Here is an 18847-nt window from a genome sequence, read left to right as displayed (position 1 = left end):
AACTCTATAGTTCGATCTTGAAATTTATACTCTCTCGAGTTCACTCATTAAAACGGAATTGAAGTGAATCCACTTCCATTCTCATGAGCATTTAAGTGCAGTAGCACTTGTTCCGAAGAACTTGGCAACTTCACCCAAACGCCCACGCTTATCGGCTGTATGTTTTTAAAGATCTCAGCACACCAGACTCATCGTCCAACATGCTTTTTTTGCGGTGCGCTGTGATCAGCGCAGCCTTAGATTATGACACAAAATTTTTAGCTTCGTCAAATCTTTTTCGCTTTTCTTGCAACCAGCTTCCGAAGCAGACAGCGCCGTGAAGAGCGAAGCCCTCGACTATACAACATGGGTGCACGGCCCGGTGCATCNTTTTTTGCGGTGCGCTGTGATCAGCGCAGCCTTAGATTATGACACAAAATTTTTAGCTTCGTCAAATCTTTTTCGCTTTTCTTGCAACCAGCTTCCGAAGAAGGCAGCGCCGTGAAGAGCGAAGCCCTCGACTATACAACAACTCGGAGAGGGCGGGCAAGAAAAGTTGTGGATACCAGCTTCGGCATCGTGAAAAGGACGATATGCACGGGGGCATACGCGGTCGCCCACCGTACGCCGTGCTGACTGATGGACCCTGCGGGCTCCGCGCCGTCTAGCAGGCCGCTGAAATACCTATCGACGCGCCGGCTATCTCATCTGACCATCGGTGCATTGTTCGAAGACGAGCCAGCCCGTCATGCGAGGCGCCGACAGCCACAACGAGAGCTTGTTCACCACGGTTCGGCTGGAGAGCTTCGTGCCAGTCAACCACCCGCTGCGCCCGATCCGCACTTTGCTGAACGACACGTTGGCCAATATGGATGCAACGTTTTCTGCGATGTACGCGGTCGACATCAAGGGCGGGCGCCCCAGCATCGCGCCTGAGAAGCTCATGCGCGCCATGCTGCTGCAGGTGCTGTACAGCGCGCGTAGCGAGCGCCAACTGGTCGAGCAGATTCAATACAACTTGCTGTTCCGCTGGTTCGTGGGCTTGGCCATCGAAGACACAGTGTGGAACCACTCGGTATTCAGCAAGAACCGCGACAGGCTGATCGAGCACGACGCGGTCACCGAACTGTTCAATGCGACGGTGGAGATGGCCGAGCAGCGCGGGCTGCTGTCGGGCGAGCACTTCAGCGTGGACGGCACGCTGATCCAGGCCTGGGCGAGCCACAAGAGCATGCGGCGCAAGGACGGCTCGCACGACGGCCGCCCGCCCGAGAACTGGCACGGCGAGCCGCGCAGCAATGCCACGCACGAATCCAAGAGCGACCCCGAGTCGCGGCTGTACCGCAAGAGAGCAATGCAGCACCTGCGCTGCCCAGCTACCTGGGCCATGTGCTGACGGACAACCGCCATGGCCTGGTGGTCAATGTGCAAGCCAGCACTTCGGACGGAACGGCCGAGCGCGAAGTGGCCGCGCAAATGCTGGCCGACGTAGCGGGCCCGGGCAAGCGCGTGACGGTCGGTGCCGACAAGGCTTACGACACCAAAGGCTTCGTCAAGGCATGCCGAACCATCAAGGTCACGCCGCGCGTGGCCCAGAACACCAAGCGCAACGGCGGCAGCGCGATCGACTCGCGCACCACCCGCCACCCTGGCTACGAGGTCAGCCAGCGCAAAAGAAAGCGCATCGAGCAGTGCTTCGGTTGGGGCAAGGTGATCGGCCAGATCCGCCAGGTCATGGTGCAAGGACTGGACAAGGTCGATCAGCTGCTGACGCTGACCATGGCGGCCTACAACCTCACGCGGCTGCGTACCTTGGCCCAACTGCGTCCGCCGTGCGCCCAGTAAGGGCAAAGGACGTCGAAACGGTCGGCTCTGACCGCATAGACGGCCTCGCAACAGGCGTCTGCGGCGCAATCGGGCGGTTCCAGATCGCAGCATGACCTTGCCGAGCCGAACTTCCAAGGCCGAACTCGCGTTCATCAGCGGTACTTCAACGGCCTGCTAGCACCTCGCGCAGATCGACTTGCCCCTGAAGCCCGAATCTGCCTCGCAAACTGATCTCCTGAATCACAGCGATCAGCGCCAGCTCGACCAGCTCAACCAGCTACATGGATTCGGTGGCCTTGCTCGTCGTGATTTGCGTCTAAGCAAAAGTTCCGCAGGGCCCACCGTCCATTTTTTTAACTCATGTCGACGACCACCTTGCCTCCACCGATGCGGCGGTCGCGCCGATGCGTCCTCCGGATCATTTCCCGCACGCAGTCAGCCCTCGGCCGAAGCGTCCAACCGTCGATCGCTCAGGTTGTGGCCGGCCGGCGCCGCTACTGCTATCTCTTGTCTAACTCTTAATTTAATAAATAGTAGTAGTAGTAAGGGCGACGCTGCGCTGTGGGCAAGTGGCAATTCTCGTTGTGGATCAACACCTTAGCTCGTATGAACGGGTGTGGGTGGTGGGCTTTTGAGGCCGCTGGCCTGAATGAACAACTTTTTGAATCGTGCACTTGCTGTGGATAAGCCAAGGGTTGTGCCGGATCTATCAACAGGGTTGTATGCGACGTTCGCCAGCCTCGCTGACACGGTTTGTTCCTACAGCTTCGGAGCGATCGGATCGCTACGATGCCGTTGGCCGGCGAGTCCGGCACGACCAACAACGATTACCGACAGGCGAGGGATGGGGCGATGGGCAACGTAACCAGGACGATGGCTCTTGTTGCGGGCATGGGCTTATTGGCGCTGAGCGCACGCGCCCAAGCGAACGTTGAGGACAGCGGAACGTCGGTCTATCTGGAGCTGGGCAGAGCTCCGCACCATGGCGCAACGACTGACGCGGCCACCGTTGGGCTGCGCATGCCCACCGGCACTGCCTGGTTCAATGGGCGGCTGTCGCTTGTAGTCGATGCATACGCAAGCCTGTGGCACGCCGATGCCTTGCCTGGGCAGCGTGAGAGCTTTGGCCAGGTCGGCATCGTGCCCATGTTCCGCTGGCGCTTCGATGCAGGACGCTCACCTTGGTTTGTGGAAGCCGGTGTCGGCGCTTCCTACCTGACGCAGGGCTACACCACGGTGAACAAGCGCTTCGGAACGCGCTGGAACTTCAGCGACCATGTGGGCGTGGGCAGACACTTCGGCGCACAGGGCCGCCACGCGCTGGGCGTCTACGTCAAGCACGTCTCCAACGGTGGCCTGAGCGACCCGAATCCCGGCGAGACTTTCTACCAGCTACGCTACGGCTACGCGTTGTGAGAGGGGCTGCGCGCGAGCCTCTCTTGACGGTGCTCATAGGTTGATGACGGCGGCCAAGGGCGCGTGGTCGGACAGACGGCTCCACGGCTCGCCGGGCAACACCAGTGGCGAGTGCGCGCTCGCGTTGCGCACGTAGATCCGATCCAGGGACAACATTGGGAACTTGGCCGGGAAGGTCTTGGCCGACTTGCCATTCGCGTGCACGAACACCTCGCGCAGGCCCGCATGCTTCTCCAGGATGCCGTGGGCCCGCCGTCGCCAGTCGTTGAAATCGCCAGCCACGATGACGGGCGCACCGACGGGCACTTCCTTCTCGATCATCTGGGCGAGCAAATGCAACTGCTCACGGCGGTGCGACTCGCGCAGGCCCAGATGCACGCAGAAAACATGCACATTCTGCTCACAGTTCGGCACTGCCAGCACGCAATGCAACAGGCCGCGGCGTTCCGGCCCTGCCTGCGAGACGTCCCGGTTCTCCTGGTGCACGATGGGAAACTTGGACAGCACGGCGTTGCCGTGATGGCCGTGCGGATACGCCGCATTCTTGCCATAGGCGAACTGCGGCCAGATGGAGTCCGCAAGGAACTCATAGTGCGGCGCTTCGGGATAGTCGGGAAAGCGAGCCGCATGGCGTGCGTGCGTGCCCAACACCTCCTGCAGGAACACCACGTCGGCGTGCACATGGCGCACGGCCTCGCGCAATTCGTGGAGCATGAATCGGCGGTTGAAGGTGGTGAAGCCCTTGTGGATGTTGACCGTCAACACCTTGATCTGGGCGCCGGTGCCGGGCGTGGGCTGGGGGGTACTGGTGGGCATGTCTGGAACACAAAGGCGGAAGTCTGTTGTAACGCAGTTTGCGCGCCAACACCTGTAGGACACTCGCCAGACACCAGTGCCCATGGCGCGCTGCGCGCGAGCCCTGGTCGCAGCGCGCACCACAGGTGTGCGTGTCAGCCCTTGGCGGGTGCGCCATGGTGGCCGCGTGGACCATGGCCGCCGTCGCGCGGGCCCCGCTGTGCATCGAACACCTTTTGCTGCTCCGGTGTCAGCGCCGCGTACAGGCGCAGCGTCGCGTCGGCACGCCGCTCCATCGCCGCCTGACGCTCGGAATGGCGTGCCCGCATCAGCTCGATGCGTTGCGGCGTGGTCATGCTGCGCAGTGCGTCGCGGTCGGGCCGGGGGCCTGCGTGTGCGGGGCGTTGCAGGCTGGCGGTGAACGCGCTCCACGCCGGCTCCTGCGCGGGGGTGATCTGCAGTTGGCTCTTGAGGGCTGCCTGGCGCTCGGCCATCCTGGCCTGCATCTGGGCGGGATCGTGGTGCGGCATGGGCTTGCGCGCGCCGCGTTCGGCTGGCTGTGCCATGGGTGCGTTGGACGTTGCTGCCGGCGCGGGCTGTGCAACGGCAGCCGCCGCCACGCTGGCCAGCAGGCCACTGAGAACCATGTGCTTGAAAGAGATGCGTGTCATGGAAGTTGTCCTTTCCTGGAACTGTGACATCGGTCTGCCGGGAAGCAGCCCGCCAGGCAAGTGTGGCGATCCGCTGTATCGCGGCCGTCACGGTTTGACCCCGGTTTGTAAAGATCACGCAAGGAAGTTCGCGGTCTGGGGCGTGGCGGGCGCTGCAACGACAATACGCGGCTTTCGCCGGGCTGCCGGCATTGCAACGACATATCGATAGGGTCCCAGTGTTCAAGAACGTGATGGTGTACAAGCTCGGCGCCGGTTGGTCGGCGACCGCGGAGCAGATCGAACAGGCCGTGGAGCAGCAGCGCTTCGTGGAATGCGGGCCGACGCAGGAGCGTTCAGCGGGCTGGGTGCCGCCGCGCGGCGAGGAACACGGCGCGCTGGTCGAATCCATCGGCGGCCAGTACCTGCTGAAGCTGGCGATCGAGAGCAAGGCCGTGCCGTCTTCGGTGGTCAAGCGCAAGGCCGAGGAACGCGCGGCCGAGATCGAGGCCACGACGGGCCGCAAGCCTGGCAAGAGGGAAGTGCGCGACCTGCGCGAAGAGGCCAAGCAGACGCTGCTGCCTTACGCGTTCTCCAAGCGCGGCAGCGTGACCGTGTGGCTGGACGTGCAGGCACAGCGCCTGGTGCTGGACGCCGGCAGCCAGGGCCGCGCCGACGAGGTGATCAGCGCGCTGGTCAAGGTGCTCGACGGCTTCGTGGTGCAGGAGCTGCACACGGCGACCGCGGCCGGCGCCGCCATGTCGGCCTGGCTGAGCAGCCAGGAGCCACCGGCTGGCTTCAGCATCGACCGCGAGTGCGAGCTCAAGGCCACGGACGCATCCAAGTCGGTCATCCGCTATGCCCACCATCCACTGGACATCGAGGAGATCCGCCAGCACATCGCAGAGGGCAAGTTGCCGACCAAGCTGGCCATGACCTGGGACGAGCGTGTGTCCTTCGTGCTGACCGAGGGCATGCAGCTGCGCAAGCTGCAGTTCCAGGACGGCGTGTTCGAGAAGACCTCGAAGGAGAAGGAAGACGGCTTCGACGCCGATGCGGCCATCGCGACCGGCGAGATCGGCCGGCTGATCCCGGACCTGCTCGAAGCCCTGGGCGGCGAGATCCAGATCGGCATTGCCGCCGAGGCGGCGCCCGCCGCTGCACCCGCAGCGCTGGCCATGGACCCGGCCGACGCGCCCTTTTGAGCCCTGGCTAAGGCTGAGCCGCGTGGCCCAGCGCCGTGAGCTCGGGCGACAGGCCTTGCCACGCGACATCGAATCCTGCACGCGCGCCTGCATGCGGTGGTGCGGCCAGAGCCAGCGCATGCCGCGTGCCGGCCGCCACACTGTCGATCAACGGCACATCCACCTGCGACTGGATGGCAGCGGCCACTCCTGCCAGGCCGGCTCCGCCGACGATGACGGCCCGGGCCTGCCAGCGCTCGGCGGCTTCACGGCAGGCCTGCGCCAGCAAGGCCTGCGCGCCCATGGGGTCGGCCGCCAGTTCCGCGCCGGTGGGTGCTACGGTGTGGATGCCGACCAGCGCGTCGCCGTGGCCCAGCGTGAGCGCCAGGCGCTCCAGCATCGGCACCCAGCGTGCGCCGCCGGTCACGATGGCAAAGCGGCCGTGCCGCGCAGCCTCGACGCAGGCGGCTTCGGCCAGGCCAGTGACGGGCACCGGGCTGCTGTCACGCAGCGCAAACAGGCCGGGGTCGCCGAAGCAGCCGATCAGCACGGTGTCCGGCGCGGGCTCTTCGCCCTCCTGCAGCGCTGCGGCCCAGGCATCCAGCGCGGCATGCGCGGCCACGGCATAGCTGGCCTCGCAGGCGATGTAGGGCGCACCGAAGCGTGCCGTCACGCTGCGCACGCGCACCGCGGGGCCGGCGACGGCTTGCACGTGCGTCTGCAGCAGCTTGGTGACCGACGTGGAGGTGTTGGGGTTCAGGACCAGCAGCTGGCGCATCGCATCAGCCCATCAGCACCGTGACGAGGTCCAGGCTCTCGTCAGCCGTGCGCTGGAATTGCAGCCGCGACTCCAGCAGGTCCAGGTGCTTGCGCATCAGGCGCGAGGCCTCGCGCGCGTCGCCCAGGCGGATGGCGTCCAGCAGCATGCAGTGCTCGCGGCAGCCGCAGGCCGTGGCCTCCTCGCGCTCGCTCGCATGGTCGGCGCTGAAGGTCATCAGGACCAGCGAGGTGCGCGAGATCAGCTCGCGCAGGATCCGGCCCAGCGTGTCGTGGCCCGCGGCCTGCGCGATGTGCAGGTGGAAGTCGCCCGCCTGGCGGATCGCGCGGCGCATGTCGCCCGCCAGGCGTGCGTTTTCTTCGTCGGCGATGCAGTCGGCCAGGCGCGTGATGTCGGCCGGCTGCGCGGTGGTGATGAAGCGCTCGACCAGCGTGGGCTCGATCAGGCGGCGCACCTCGAAGACCTCGCGCGCCTCCTGCACCGTGGGCTGCGCGACCGAGGCACCGCGGTTCGGCGTCAGCGTGACGACCTGCTCGTTGGCCAGGCGCACGAGCACCGGGCGGATGCGTGTGCGCGAGACGCCGAACGCACTGGCCAGCTTGTCCTCGACCAGCTTGGTGCCGGGCGGCAGTTTGTGGTCCAGGATGGCGGAGACCATGCGCTCGTAGATCTCGCTGTCGGAGACGGTGGGCATGGCTTCGTTGTGCGACATGCGCTGACTTTATCCCTTGCGCCGGCGCGCCAGCAGCATGGCCAGCCCGATCGCCAGGCCCATGACGAGGAAGGACACGATGGTGGTCACCGTGCCCAGCGCGTAGATGGACGGCGTGGTCACGGTGGACGTGAGCCCCTGCAGCTCCAGTGGCAGGGTGTTCACGTCGCCGATGGCTTGCGAGGTCCGTGCGATCTCGTCCCACGACAGCGTGAAGCCGAACATGCCGATGCCCACCACCGAGGGCGCGATCAGCGGCAGCACGACGTGGCGAAAGCCCTGCCACGGTGTGGCGCCCAGGTCGCGCGCGGCTTCCTCGTAGGCCGGGTTGAAGCGGTTGAACACGGCGAACATGATCAGCAGGCCGAAGGGCAGGGTCCAGGTGAGGTGGGCGCCCAGCGCCGAGGTGAACAGGCCCAGCGCCGTGCCGTAGTTTTCCAGCGTGCCGTCCATGCCCAGCGCGCCGAGCAGGGACTTGATGCCCGTGTCCAGCAGCCGGAACTCCAGCCCGATGCCCAGCGACACGATGATGGACGGCATGATCAAACTGGCCACGACGATGTAGAACAGCACGTTGCCGCCGGCCAGCTTCTTGCGGAATGCGAGCCCGGCCAGCACCGACAGCGCGACGGTGCACAGCATCACGGCCGCGCCCAGCGCCAGCGAGCGGCGCAGCGCAGCGCCGATGTCGACCACGCCCAGTCCCTCGGCCAACTTGCCGAACCAGTGCAGCGAGAAGCCGCGCATCGGGAAGGTCAGCCCGCCCTCGGGCCCTTGCAGGCTCAGCAGCACGATGACCAGCATGGGCCCGTACATGAACAGCACGAACAGCGCGAAGATGATGGCCAGCGGCACAAACCCAGGGCCGCGCTTCTCCGAAATTCGGGCTTGCATCAGAGTTCCTTGCGGATGTCGACCAGCCGGGTCAGCGCCCAGATGATCATGAGCACGATGGCCAGCAGGATCACGGCATTGGCCGCGGCCAGCGGGAACTGCAGGTACGAGGTCTGCACCTGGATGATCTTGCCGATGGAGGCGATCTGCTGGCCGCCCATGACGCCGATGGTCACGAAGTCGCCCATCACGATGGTGATCACGAAGATCGAGCCGATGATGATGCCGGTCTTGGACAGCGGCACGATCACGTTCCACAGCGTCTGCCAAGCCGTGGCGCCGCTGTCGGCCGCGGCCTCCAGCAGGCTGCGGTCGATGCGCATCATGCTGTTGAAGATGGGCACGATCATGAACATGGTGTACAGGTGCACGAAGGCCAGCGTGACCGAGAAATCGGAGAACAGCAGCCACTCCACGGGCCGGTCCACGAGGCCCGCGCCCATGAGCCCCTGGTTCACCAGGCCGTTGCGCCCCAGCAGCGGCACCCACGAGATCATGCGGATCACGTTGCTGGTCCAAAACGGGATGGTGCACAGCACGAACAGCGCCGTCTGCATGCCCGGGCTGCGCACGTGGAACGCGAGGAAGTACGACACCGCGAAGCCCAGCACCAGCGTGATGGCCCAGACGAGGAAGCTGAACTTCAGCGTGGAGAGGTAGGTGCGCACGGTGGTGCACATGTCGTCGCCGAGCGCGCCGCAGCCCTCGAAGATGCTCACGTAGTTCTTGAACGTGAAGCCGGGCAGCAGCTCGTACTCGTTGAAGTCCCAGAAGCTGACCATCACGATCAGCGCCAGCGGGACCAGGAAGAACAGCGCGAAGACCAGCGTGAAGGGGGCCGCCTGCCACCACGCCGCGATGCTGCGGCCGGGCGCGGCGGCGGGCGCGCCGTGGGCGGTAGTGGCAGGTGCGCTCATGAAACGTCCTTACGCCGCCACGAACTCATTCCACTTCTGGACCATGTAGGTGTTCTCGTCCATGAGCGCGTTCCAGCACGCGATGCCGCCCATGCGCTGCTCGTACGAGCCACCGTCGCGGATGGCGCCGGCCTTGGCCAGCACGTCGCCCGTGGGGCTCTTGATGTCCTGCGCTGCCGGCTTGCCTTCCATCCAGTAGGCCCACTCGTAGGCTTCCATCTTCGCCTTGGCGGTGTCCAGCACGGCGCTGTAGTAGCCCTGGCGGTTCAGGTAGGCGCCGGCCCAGCCGTCCAGGAACCAGTTGATGAACTCGTAGGCACCATCGAGCTTGCGGCCCGACAAGGTGGCGGGCAGGCCGAAGCCGGCGGCCCAGGCGCGGTAGCCTTCCTTGAGCGGCTGGAAGTTGCAGGCGATGCCCTTGGTGCGCACGGCCGTCACGGCGGGGCTCCACATGGACTGGATCACGACCTCTCCGGACGACATGAGGTTGACCGACTCGTTGAAGTCCTTCCACAAGGCGCGGAACTGGCCGGCGCGCTTGGCTTCGATCAAGGTCTTGATCGTGAGGTCGATCTCCTTTTTGGTCATGTTGCCCTTGTCGGGGTACTTGTAGATGCCCTTGGCCTCCACCACCATGGCCGCGTCCATGATGCCGATGGACGGGATGTTCAGGATCGCGGCCTTGCCCTTGAACTCGGGGTTCAGCAGCTCGGCCCAGGAGTCGATCGGGCGCTTGATCAGGTCGGGGCGGATGCCCAGCGTGTCGGCGTTGTAGACGGTGGGAATCAGCGACATGAACTGCGTGGGGCTCTTGGCGAAGACCTTGCTCTTCTCGCCTTCCAGGAAGATCACCTTCTTGGGCGCCGTGCCCTGGTCGCCCACGGCCTTGCCGCCGACCTGGCCGGTGGTGAACAGCGTGGTGATCTTGTCGGCGTTCTTGATCTTCTTGGTGTCGATGCCCTTGAGGTTGCCCGTGGGCACGATCTTCTTGAGCGAGAAGTACTCGGTGTCGATCAGGTCGAAGCTGTTGGGTGCGGTGACGGCGCGCTTGGTCACGTCGTCGGTGGTCACGGCCACGTACTGGATGGTGATGCCGGTGTCGGCCTTGAACTTCTCGGCAATGGCCTTGTCCTGGTTCACGGCCGTGCCCAGGTAGCGCAGGGTGATAGCCTCCTGCGCGTGCACGAACGGCGCGATGCCGCTGGCCAGGATGCCAGCCGTGCCCTTGAGCACGGAACGGCGCTGCAGGCCGGTGGTGGTGTTGGTGGTGTCGGACATGGTGGATGCTCCTGTGGCGGGGTGGACGGTGGGGAAAGGGTTCAGGCAGCGGCCAGCGCGTGCGCGTGGGGCGGTGCCCACGACAGGCGCACGTCGTCGCCGAGCTGGTAGGGGCGGGTGGCGAAGGCGGCCTCGGGCAGCATCACGGAGACGCCCGTGGTGCCGCCTGCGTTCTGCGCATCCAGGCCCAGCAGCACGTAGGTGCCCTGGTACTCGACGTCGGTGACCTTGGCCTGCACGCCGGCCTCGGTGCTGGCCGCGGGCGCGATCTGCACATGGTCGTTGCGCACGGCGATCTTGCCGGTGGGCGTGTCCAGCACGTTGTGGCCGCCCATGAAGCGCGCGATGAATTCGGTGGCGGGCCGGTTGTAGACCTCGTGCGGCGAGCCGACCTGCTCGATCAGGCCGTGGTTCATGACGACCATGGTGTCGGCCAGCGCCATCGCCTCCTCCTGCGAGTGCGTGACGTGGATGAAGGTCAGGCCCAGCTCCTTCTGCCAGCGGCGCAGCTCGGCGCGCATCTGGATGCGCAGGAAGGGGTCGAGGGCCGAAAGAGGTTCGTCGAGCAGCAGCACGCGCGGCTGTGTGATGAGGGCGCGGGCCAGGGCCACGCGCTGCTGCTGGCCGCCCGAGAGTTCACCCGGCTTGCGCTCGGCCAGGTGGCCCATGGCCACGCGCTCCAGCAGGTCTTGCGCACGCTGGCGGCGCTCGTCCTTGGCCACGCCCTTCATCTTCAGGCTGAAGGCCACGTTGTCCAGCGCGCTCAGGTGGGGAAACAGCGCGAAGCTCTGGAACATCATGGCCGTGCCGCGCGCGGCGGCGGGCAGGTCGGTGATGTTGCGGCCCTCCAGCAGCACGTCGCCGGTGGTCACGCTCTCGTGGCCGGCAATCATGCGCAGCGTCGTGCTCTTGCCGCAGCCCGAGGGCCCGAGCAAACAGCAGTAGCTGCCGCTGGCGATGCGCAGGTTGATGCTGTCCACGGCCGGCTGGCCCTGCGCGTAGCGCTTGGTCAGGGCCACGAGTTCGACCGCCACGGGGTGGGGCGGTGCGCTACTGGTGTTGGGTGCTGCCATGCGCCGGTTGAACGCAAAGCCCATGCCAGCTTTGTACGCAATGCCGTGCAACGAATGCGTACAAAAAGCACCGCGCAGGTGCATCCATCCGGCACGTGCGCCGCTGAGGATGAACGCTTTGGTGCGTGCTGCGGGCCCAGGCTTTGGTTACAGAACTTGCAGGGGCAATGGCGCTTTTGCCCCGGATGTTCTTTAGGATGGCCTTTTGTCCGGAGGAAGCCCAGTGGCTCTGCAATCACCCTTTTTCGGCAAGCGCGAAAACGAACCCCTGACCCCACGTTCCAGCACGCCGCAGAACAACCCGTCCTCCTTTGCGCCGTCCGCATCGACCACGCCCTCACCGGTACGCACCGTGACCGAACCCAGCACCAGCACCACCCCGTCGACCCCCAGCACGGCATCCGCAAGCGCGGCGACGGGTGCGCCTGCCAAGGAGCCCGGCAGCAAGCTGATCGTCGGCCCCAACATCAAGCTGAAGGGTGTGGAGATCACCGACTGCGACACCCTGGTCGTGGAGGGCACGGTCGAGGCGACGATGGACTCGCGCCTGATGCAGATCGCCGAACAGGGTGCGTTCAACGGCAAGGCCGAGGTCGACCTGGCAGAGATCCGAGGCGCGTTCGATGGCGACCTGGTGGTGCGCGACAAGCTCACCATCTTTGCCACCGGCAAGGTCACGGGCAAGATCCGCTACGGCAAGATCGTGATCGAAGAGGGCGGCCAGCTGTCCGGCGAGATCACGTTCGGCGCGGCGGCTCCCACCAAGAGCGGCAAGCCGGCACTGGCCGCGGCCTGAGCTGCAGCGGCCTGCGTGGCCGCGCACAAGACAAAACGCCGGCAGATCCTGCCGGCGTTTTGCTTGGTCGCTACGCCAGTTCAGGTGAGCGTGGGGTAGTCGGTGTAGCCCTCGGCGCCGCCGCCGTACAGCGTGTTCTTGTCCAGCGGCTGCAGTGGTGCGTTCTCGCGCAGGCGGTGCACCAGGTCGGGATTGGAGATGAAGGGCCGGCCGAAGGCCACGAGGTCGGCGCCGTCGGCCAGGGCCTGGTCGGCCAGCCTGCGGTCGTAGCCGTTGTTGACCATCCAGGCCGCCTTGCCACCCGCGGCCCGGTAGGCGGCCTTGAACTTGCCGTAGTCGAAAGGCCGGTCCGCGATCTCGCGCGGGCCGCCGGTCGCGCCCTCGATGACGTGGATGTAGGCCAGGCCCAGCGGCGCGAGCTCGGCCGCGAGATAGTCGAACAGCGGCTGCGGGTCCGGGTCGGAGATGTCGTTGGCCGGCGTGACGGGCGACAGGCGCAGGCCCACGCGGCCGCCGCCGATCTCGGCCACGACCGCGCGCACGACTTCGAGCATCAGGCGCGCGCGGTTGGCGATGCTGCCGCCGTAATGGTCCGTGCGGTGGTTGGCGCCGAGCTTGAGGAACTGGTCGAGCAAATAGCCGTTGGCGCCGTGGATCTCCACGCCGTCGAAGCCGCTGTCGCGCGCGGCGCGGGCCGCGAGCCGGAAGTCGTTGACGATGCCGGGCAGCTCGTCGGCCGACAGCGCACGCGGCACCGAGGTTTCAACAAAGCTGCCCTGGCCGTCGCGTAGCAGGTAGGTCTTGGCCTTGGCGGCGATGGCCGAGGGCGCGACCGGGGCCTGATGGCCGGGCTGCAGTTCCACATGCGAGATGCGGCCCACGTGCCAGAGCTGGGTCACGATCTGGCCGCCGGCGGCGTGCACGGCATCGGTGACTTTGCGCCAGCCGTCCAGCTGATCCTTGCCATACAGGCCCGGCACATCGGCGTAGCCCTGGCCCTGGGCGCTGATGGCCGTGGCCTCGGTCACGATCAGGCCGGCACTGGCGCGCTGGCGGTAGTACTCGACCGTCAGCGCGGACGGCACGGCGCCCGGCGAGCGGTTGCGCGTGAGCGGCGCCATGACGACGCGGTTGGCCAGGTGCAGGCTTCCGGCCTGGGTTGCATCAAACAGGGAAGGCATCGACTCTCCAGAGGTTGTTCTTCGGGACCGCGGCCGCCGGTCCGGGCGGCGCGCGCAAAGAACCGACGTGGGGTCGACGGGCTGCATTGCAAGGGCCGCGCGGGCCCTGGCACTGCCGTGCCGGTTTACTTGGCGAGGCCTTCGGCCTTGAGCGCTTCCTGCACGGCAGGGCGTGCGGCCACGCGCGCCATGAAGGCCGCGACATTGGCGTAGGCCGACAGGTCCAGGCCCAGTGGCTTGGCCCAGTTGGTGACGGTGAACAGGTAGCCGTCGGCCACCGAGAAGTGATCGCCGGTCAGGTAGTCCTTGCCGGCCAGCTGTTCGTCGACCCACTTGTAGCGCGACGCGAGCTTCTCGCGCAAGGCGGTCTTGTACGCGTCGGGCGTGGCCGGGCTGAACAGCGGCCCGTAGTTCTTGTGCAACTCGGTGCCGATGAAGTTCAGCAGCGACTGCAGGCGATAGCGCGCCAGCGTGCCGTTGGCCGGTGCCAGGTTCTTGGTGGGCGACTGGTCGGCGATGTACTGCACGATGGCCGGGCCTTCGGTCAGGCGCGTGCCGTCGTCCAACTCCAGCATCGGCACGTAGCCGAGCGGGTTGAGGGTGTAGTAGTCGGTGCCATCGTCGAGCTGGTGCGTCTTGGTCGGGGCCTTGACGGCTTCGAAGGCGATGCCGGCTTCGCGCAGGGCGATATGGGGTGAGAGCGAACAGGCGCCGGGAGAGTAGTAGAGCTTCATGGCTGGGTCCTGAGAGGTGATCTTGGGCGTGACGGCCGTCACGGCCGGGTAGTGTGCCACCGGCTCTGCGCCCGCTGCAGGCCCCCGCGCGCTTGTCCTACACATCCCCGTGCTGGCCGCCGATGTGGCGTGCGCGCGAGGCTGCCTAAAGTTGCTTCACATCGCGGCGTGGCCGCTCAAAGGAGTCGAACATGTTGAAGTGGGCCATCATTTTTGCGCTCATCGCCCTGGTGGCGGGGGGCCTGGGTTTCGGCGGCGTGGCCGCGGGTGCCGCTGGCATCGCCAAGGTGCTGTTCGGTTTGTTCCTCATCCTGGCGGTCCTGTTCGTGGTGCTGGCCGCGCTGGGCGTGGGCGCCGCCAAGAAGGTATTGGACTGACGGGATGGAAACGGTGTGCAGGGCGCTCGGCAATGGGCGCTACGACCAGCTGCAGGCCTGGCTGGACAGCCCTGCACAGCGCGTGCGCCGTGTGCTGGACGTGACGACCGCCTCCTGGTGGCCCGACGGCGCACCACCAACCGGCCGGCGGGCAGCAGCTCGCGCCGCCAGGGCGCATGCCGACCACGCTGGGCCGCGCGGCCGTGCGCTGCAGCGTGCCTGACCCGTACCCGGGTCTTCGCTTTTTTACTCACTCGGTGCGTGCCATGTTCCTGTCCGACATTTCGGTGAAGCTGTCCTACGAAGTTAAAACCCCGACGCATTTCTGCCTGCACCTGCAGGCGGCACGGCACGTGGGCCAGCATGTGCGCGAGGAGCGACTGCTGGTCGAGCCCGCACTGCCGCTGCACGACTACCACGACGCCGCCAAAGGCAACCGTTTCGTGCGCTTCGACGCCGTGCCCGGACCGCTGACCATCGCCTACACGGCGCAGGTCGAGGTTGGCTACGTGCCACCCCCACCAGACCTGGGCGAGTCGCCTGTGAACGAGGTGCCGGACGAAGTGCTGCACTTCCTGTCGCCGACGCGCTACTGCGAGTCGGATCTGCTGGCCAACGCCGCGCAGAAGCAATTCTGCAAAGCGCCGCCCGGCGTGGCGCGCGTGCAGGCGGTCTCCGACTGGATCCACGAGAACATCGAGTACGTGGCCGGCTCCAGTGATGCGACGACGACTGCGCAGCAGATCTTCGTGCAGCGCCAGGGCGTGTGCCGCGACTTCGCCCATCTGGGCATCACCTTCTGCCGTGCGCTCAACATCCCGGCGCGACTGGTGGCCGGCTACGTCTTTTTCGACGAGCCACCGCAGGACTTCCATGCCGTGTTCGAAGCCTGGCTGGACGGCCGCTGGGTGCTGTTCGACCCCACGCGCATGGCGCCCGTGGAGCGGCTGGTGCGGGTGGGCACGGGGCGCGACGCCAAGGACGTGGCCTTTGCCACCTTGTTCGGCTCGGCCGCACTGACCAGCAAGGACATCGTCGTGCGCGAGACCCCCTATGACCCAGCGCAGGCCACTGAGCTTGCGGCGCAGAAGTCCAACGTCACGCCCTTGCGCATCGTCGCCTGACAGCCTCCTAGAATGCAGCGGCCAGGCTGCCGCGGCCTTTGCTTCACCGCGAAGAGGTGTCGCCGCAGCTGCCATCTGCAAATAGCGTGACTGCGCGCGGCGGGCACCCTGCGGGGCCTGCCGCTCCACGCAGCGCGGTGGAGGGAGCATGTCACCAGGTTCGGGCCTCGCCGGCTTGCGTTCGAGAACCGTGGTCATCCTGACCGGCGTGTTCGCGCTGGCCTGTGGGCTGGGCTACCTGGTCGTGCGCGATGCGGTCAACAAGACCGTGGAGCACCAGGCCTTGAGCATCGCCAAGGTCGTAGCCAGCCAGGCGGCCGAGTTGCGTTCGGTCTATGCGCAGCGCATCGCCGGCCAGCTGCAGCCGGACGGCACGCTAGCGCGTGACCCCGCGACCGGCCAGGCGAGCCTGCCGCCGCATTTCATGACGTTCAGCGGGCCTGGCGCGGCGGCAGCCGAGGACCAGCTGTTTGAATTCACGCCCGTCAGCCCATGGAACCTGGAGCCCGCGCGTGGCCTGAACGACGACTTCCTGCGGTGGGCCTGGCCGCAGCTGGAGCGGCAGAACCAGGCCGCGCCCACAGGCCCCATCACATGGACGGCGGTCTCGCGCATCGAGGAGCAGGGCGGTCGCCGTGTGCTGCGCTACCTGGCGGCCGACCCGGCGTCGCAGCCGGCCTGCATCGCCTGTCACAACGCCTACGAGCGCACGCCAGCCGTCATGGCCTTGCGCACGGCCAGCGGCCTGGCGCCGGTCCAGCCCTTCGCGCTGCACCAGCTCATGGGCGGGCTGTCGGTCACGATTCCGCTGGACGAGAGCCAGGCGGTGGCGGGCCGGCAGATCAGGCAGGCCACGGTGTTCTTCTTCGCGATCCTGCTGGCCAGCTTCGTGGCGATGGTCTGGTTCAACTGGCGCATCGGCCTGCAACGCACGAGCCTGCGCCGCGCCAAGCTGGAACTGGCCCGCGTGGCGCTGGACGCGCGCAGCGCCAACGAGCGGCTCAATGCGCAGCAGGGCGTGGAGCAGGCCTTCGCCGAGCTGTCGACCTACATGCGCGGCATCGACCAGCATGCGCTGGTGTCGGTGACCGACCGCAGCGGCCGCATCGTGCAGGTGAACGACAAGTTCGTCGCGATCAGCGGCTACCGGCGCGAGGCGCTGCTGGGGCAGGACCACCGCATCGTGAACTCCAACGCCCACAGCCGGGCCTTCTTCAGCAAGATGTGGGAGACCATCGGTCGCGGCGAGATCTGGCGCGATGTGATCTGCAACCGGGCCAACGAGGGTGCGTTGTACTGGGTGGACGCGGCCATCGTGCCGCTCAAGGACGCTGCGGGCGAGGTGGTGCGCTACATCGCGGTCTGTGTCGACATCACCGAGCAGCGCCGGCACGAGGACGCGTTGCACTACCAGGCCACGCACGACGGCCTCACTGACCTGCCCAACCGCGTGCTGCTGCTGGACCGCGTGGGCCAGGCCATCGCGCAGGCCAGGCGCGAGCAGCACGAGGTGGTGCTGTTCTTCATCGACCTGGACAAGTTCAAGCAGATCAACGACAGCCTGGGCCATAGCGCGGGCGACAAGGTGCTGTGCGAGATGGCCCGGCGCCTGGTGGCGCTGGCGCGTGGCGGCGACACCGTGGCCCGGCTGGGTGGCGACGAATTCGTCGTGGCCTGCGCGGGCCTGGGCCGCGCCGACGTGCAGGCCATGGGCGCGCGCATCAGCCAGGCCCTGAACGCGCCCGTGAAGCTGGGCGGCGAACACCATACGCTGGGCGGCAGCGTGGGGGTGGCCGTGTACCCCGAGCATGGCCAGGACACCGAGACGCTGCTCAAGCGCGCCGACATCGCCATGTACCAGGCCAAGGGGCGGGGCGGTTCTGGCGTGTGCTTCTTCTCGCCCGAGATGCAGGATGCGATCGACGTGCGCGTGCAGATGGAGTCGCGGCTGCGCGAGGGCATCGAGCGCGAGGAACTGGTGCTGCACTACCAGCCGCAGGTGGACTTCGAGACCGGCACCCTGGTCAGCCTGGAGGCGCTGCTGCGCTGGGACTCGCCGCACTACGGCTTCCTGATGCCGGGGCAGTTCATCGGCTTGGCCGAGGAGTCCAAGCTCATCGACGCGCTCGATGCCTTCGTACTGAACGCAGCCTGCCGGCAGATGCAGCACTGGCATCGCAAGGGCTACGGCTGGATCCGCACGGCGGTGAACCTGGCGGCCACCAAGTTCTCGGATCCGGGCTTCAAGGCCGAGCTCACCTCGACCATGGCGCGCTACGGCATCCCGGCCGGCTACCTGGAGCTGGAGGTGACCGAAAGCCTGTCGATGCGCGACCCGAACGCGGCGCTGGAGCTCATGCGTGACCTCAAGAGCGCCGGCATCCTGCTGGCCATCGACGATTTCGGCACGGGCTACTCCAACCTGGGCTATCTGAAGCGCTTCCCTGCCGACCGGCTGAAGGTGGACCAGTCCTTCGTGCGCGGCCTCATGAAGAACCCGCAGGACCGGGCCATCGTGGCCGCCGTGATCCAGCTGGCGCACAACCTGAACATGCGCGCCATCGCCGAGGGCGTGGAGACCGAGGACGAGGCTGTGTTGCTGTACTCGCTGGACGTGGACGAGATCCAGGGCTACTGGATGGCGCGCCCGCAGACGGCCGAGGCCGTGGAGCGGCTCTTCGACCAGCCCACGCTGCTGGACCCGGCCACCTTCATGCAGCGTGACGCGCTGCCCGTGGTGCTGCTGGTGGAGGACGAAGAGGTCACGCTGCGCATCATGGAGAACCTGCTGGTCTCGTTCGGCGTGAAGGTGGTGAGCGCCTCCAGCGCCGAGCAGGCGGTCGAGCTGTTCCACAAGTACCCCTATGCCGTGGCCATCGTCGACCACTGGCTGCCCGGCGAGAACGGCATCCAGCTGCTGGGCCAGATCCGCAGGCTGATGCCGCAGACCGTGCGGGTGCTGGTGACGGCCAGCAACGACCCGCATGTGCTGCGCGATGCCATCAACGTGGGCGGCGCCGCGCACTTCTTGAGCAAGCCGGTCGACCCGGAGGCCCTGCGCAACGTCATCCTGGACGCCTGCTGGAGCCAGATGGTGCGGCACAAGAGCTTCCGCCCCTCCGGCTACTGAGG

The 18847-nt window shown here is 66.4% G+C and carries 17 protein-coding genes and 1 pseudogene; 8 read left to right on the top strand and 10 right to left on the bottom strand.

Annotated elements, in window-relative coordinates:
- Window positions 1-727: 727 nt before the first annotated feature.
- Window positions 728-1824: pseudogene (locus ASF43_RS29565) on the top strand (IS5 family transposase).
- A 771-nt stretch (window positions 1825-2595) separates the two neighbouring features.
- Window positions 2596-3222 carry an acyloxyacyl hydrolase gene (locus ASF43_RS30255; protein WP_156373583.1) on the top strand — a complete coding sequence of 209 codons (627 nt, stop codon included), beginning with the start codon at window positions 2596-2598 and terminating at the stop codon, window positions 3220-3222.
- A 33-nt stretch (window positions 3223-3255) separates the two neighbouring features.
- Here the strand turns inward: ASF43_RS30255 and ASF43_RS29555 are convergent, their stop codons facing one another.
- Both ASF43_RS29555 and ASF43_RS29550 read right to left on the bottom strand, forming a co-directional pair.
- Window positions 3256-4038, bottom strand: a complete 783-nt coding sequence (locus ASF43_RS29555; RefSeq protein WP_056189910.1) for an endonuclease/exonuclease/phosphatase family protein — start codon at window positions 4036-4038, stop codon at window positions 3256-3258.
- 134 nt (window positions 4039-4172) lie between these two features.
- Window positions 4173-4688, bottom strand: a complete 516-nt coding sequence (locus ASF43_RS29550) for a Spy/CpxP family protein refolding chaperone (protein WP_056189907.1) — start codon at window positions 4686-4688, stop codon at window positions 4173-4175.
- 218 nt (window positions 4689-4906) lie between these two features.
- Here ASF43_RS29550 and ASF43_RS29545 point away from each other — a divergent pair, with 218 nt between their 5' ends.
- A complete protein-coding gene (locus tag ASF43_RS29545) occupies window positions 4907-5872 on the top strand; it encodes a recombination-associated protein RdgC (RefSeq protein ID WP_056189905.1) in 966 nt (321 codons plus the stop codon).
- 7 nt (window positions 5873-5879) lie between these two features.
- Here the strand turns inward: ASF43_RS29545 and ASF43_RS29540 are convergent, their stop codons facing one another.
- Genes ASF43_RS29540 through ASF43_RS29515 form a run of 6 tightly spaced genes read right to left on the bottom strand, consistent with a single transcriptional unit; the run spans window position 5880 to window position 11503 of the window.
- Complete coding sequence (locus ASF43_RS29540; RefSeq protein WP_056189902.1) at window positions 5880-6629, bottom strand: aspartate/glutamate racemase family protein; 750 nt, start codon at window positions 6627-6629, stop codon at window positions 5880-5882.
- A 4-nt stretch (window positions 6630-6633) separates the two neighbouring features.
- Window positions 6634-7341, bottom strand: a complete 708-nt coding sequence (locus ASF43_RS29535) for a GntR family transcriptional regulator (RefSeq protein ID WP_056189899.1) — start codon at window positions 7339-7341, stop codon at window positions 6634-6636.
- Between the two features lie 9 nt (window positions 7342-7350).
- Complete coding sequence (locus ASF43_RS29530; protein WP_056189897.1) at window positions 7351-8235, bottom strand: ABC transporter permease; 885 nt, start codon at window positions 8233-8235, stop codon at window positions 7351-7353.
- Window positions 8235-9152, bottom strand: coding sequence for an ABC transporter permease (locus ASF43_RS29525; RefSeq protein WP_056189894.1), 918 nt, complete (start codon window positions 9150-9152; stop codon window positions 8235-8237). The genes ASF43_RS29530 and ASF43_RS29525 overlap by 1 nt, the downstream gene beginning before the upstream one ends.
- Before the next feature lie 9 nt (window positions 9153-9161).
- A complete protein-coding gene (locus ASF43_RS29520; protein ID WP_056189891.1) occupies window positions 9162-10430 on the bottom strand; it encodes a PotD/PotF family extracellular solute-binding protein in 1269 nt (422 codons plus the stop codon).
- Window positions 10431-10471: 41 nt separating this feature from the next.
- Window positions 10472-11503, bottom strand: a complete 1032-nt coding sequence (locus ASF43_RS29515) for an ABC transporter ATP-binding protein (protein ID WP_056189971.1) — start codon at window positions 11501-11503, stop codon at window positions 10472-10474.
- A 223-nt stretch (window positions 11504-11726) separates the two neighbouring features.
- Between ASF43_RS29515 and ASF43_RS29510 the strand changes: the two genes are divergently transcribed.
- Window positions 11727-12299, top strand: a complete 573-nt coding sequence (locus ASF43_RS29510; RefSeq protein ID WP_082498252.1) for a polymer-forming cytoskeletal protein — start codon at window positions 11727-11729, stop codon at window positions 12297-12299.
- 80 nt (window positions 12300-12379) lie between these two features.
- Here the strand turns inward: ASF43_RS29510 and ASF43_RS29505 are convergent, their stop codons facing one another.
- Window positions 12380-13480, bottom strand: coding sequence for an alkene reductase (locus ASF43_RS29505; protein WP_056189889.1), 1101 nt, complete (start codon window positions 13478-13480; stop codon window positions 12380-12382).
- Between the two features lie 125 nt (window positions 13481-13605).
- Window positions 13606-14214 (bottom strand): glutathione transferase GstA, encoded by a 609-nt coding sequence (gene gstA, locus ASF43_RS29500; RefSeq protein WP_056189964.1) that lies wholly within the window; start codon window positions 14212-14214, stop codon window positions 13606-13608.
- A 191-nt stretch (window positions 14215-14405) separates the two neighbouring features.
- Between gstA and ASF43_RS29495 the strand changes: the two genes are divergently transcribed.
- The 4 genes from ASF43_RS29495 (at window position 14406) to ASF43_RS29480 (ending at window position 18845) form a co-directional block, all read left to right on the top strand.
- A complete protein-coding gene (locus ASF43_RS29495) occupies window positions 14406-14591 on the top strand; it encodes a DUF1328 family protein (RefSeq protein ID WP_056189886.1) in 186 nt (61 codons plus the stop codon).
- A 4-nt stretch (window positions 14592-14595) separates the two neighbouring features.
- Window positions 14596-14814, top strand: coding sequence for a hypothetical protein (locus ASF43_RS29490; protein ID WP_056189883.1), 219 nt, complete (start codon window positions 14596-14598; stop codon window positions 14812-14814).
- A 43-nt stretch (window positions 14815-14857) separates the two neighbouring features.
- On the top strand, window positions 14858-15715 hold the full coding sequence (locus tag ASF43_RS29485) for a transglutaminase family protein (RefSeq protein ID WP_056189962.1): 858 nt from the start codon (window positions 14858-14860) through the stop codon (window positions 15713-15715).
- Window positions 15716-15863: 148 nt separating this feature from the next.
- Window positions 15864-18845 (top strand): EAL domain-containing protein, encoded by a 2982-nt coding sequence (locus tag ASF43_RS29480; protein WP_082498251.1) that lies wholly within the window; start codon window positions 15864-15866, stop codon window positions 18843-18845.
- The last annotated feature ends 2 nt before the right edge of the window (window positions 18846-18847 follow it).

It is taken from the genome of Pseudorhodoferax sp. Leaf267, assembly GCF_001422405.1.
In the GTDB taxonomy this organism is placed as follows: Bacteria; Pseudomonadota; Gammaproteobacteria; order Burkholderiales; family Burkholderiaceae_C; genus Pseudorhodoferax.
The sequence above is the reverse complement of the archived record's forward strand: the minus strand, read 5'-3'. Positions and strand labels throughout refer to the sequence as shown.

Excerpts from the sequence above, each read along its gene's own strand:
- ASF43_RS30255 (WP_156373583.1), top strand. The coding sequence starts at position 2,596 with ATGCCGTTGGCCGGCGAGTCCGGCACGACCAACAACGATTACCGACAG.
- ASF43_RS29555 (WP_056189910.1), bottom strand. The coding sequence starts at position 4,038 with ATGCCCACCAGTACCCCCCAGCCCACGCCCGGCACCGGCGCCCAGATC.
- ASF43_RS29550 (WP_056189907.1), bottom strand. The coding sequence starts at position 4,688 with ATGACACGCATCTCTTTCAAGCACATGGTTCTCAGTGGCCTGCTGGCC.
- ASF43_RS29540 (WP_056189902.1), bottom strand. The coding sequence starts at position 6,629 with ATGCGCCAGCTGCTGGTCCTGAACCCCAACACCTCCACGTCGGTCACC.
- ASF43_RS29535 (WP_056189899.1), bottom strand. The coding sequence starts at position 7,341 with ATGTCGCACAACGAAGCCATGCCCACCGTCTCCGACAGCGAGATCTAC.
- ASF43_RS29530 (WP_056189897.1), bottom strand. The coding sequence starts at position 8,235 with ATGCAAGCCCGAATTTCGGAGAAGCGCGGCCCTGGGTTTGTGCCGCTG.
- ASF43_RS29525 (WP_056189894.1), bottom strand. The coding sequence starts at position 9,152 with ATGAGCGCACCTGCCACTACCGCCCACGGCGCGCCCGCCGCCGCGCCC.
- ASF43_RS29520 (WP_056189891.1), bottom strand. The coding sequence starts at position 10,430 with ATGTCCGACACCACCAACACCACCACCGGCCTGCAGCGCCGTTCCGTG.
- ASF43_RS29515 (WP_056189971.1), bottom strand. The coding sequence starts at position 11,503 with ATGGCAGCACCCAACACCAGTAGCGCACCGCCCCACCCCGTGGCGGTC.
- ASF43_RS29505 (WP_056189889.1), bottom strand. The coding sequence starts at position 13,480 with ATGCCTTCCCTGTTTGATGCAACCCAGGCCGGAAGCCTGCACCTGGCC.
- gstA (WP_056189964.1), bottom strand. The coding sequence starts at position 14,214 with ATGAAGCTCTACTACTCTCCCGGCGCCTGTTCGCTCTCACCCCATATC.
- ASF43_RS29495 (WP_056189886.1), top strand. The coding sequence starts at position 14,406 with ATGTTGAAGTGGGCCATCATTTTTGCGCTCATCGCCCTGGTGGCGGGG.
- ASF43_RS29490 (WP_056189883.1), top strand. The coding sequence starts at position 14,596 with ATGGAAACGGTGTGCAGGGCGCTCGGCAATGGGCGCTACGACCAGCTG.
- ASF43_RS29485 (WP_056189962.1), top strand. The coding sequence starts at position 14,858 with ATGTTCCTGTCCGACATTTCGGTGAAGCTGTCCTACGAAGTTAAAACC.
- ASF43_RS29480 (WP_082498251.1), top strand. The coding sequence starts at position 15,864 with ATGTCACCAGGTTCGGGCCTCGCCGGCTTGCGTTCGAGAACCGTGGTC.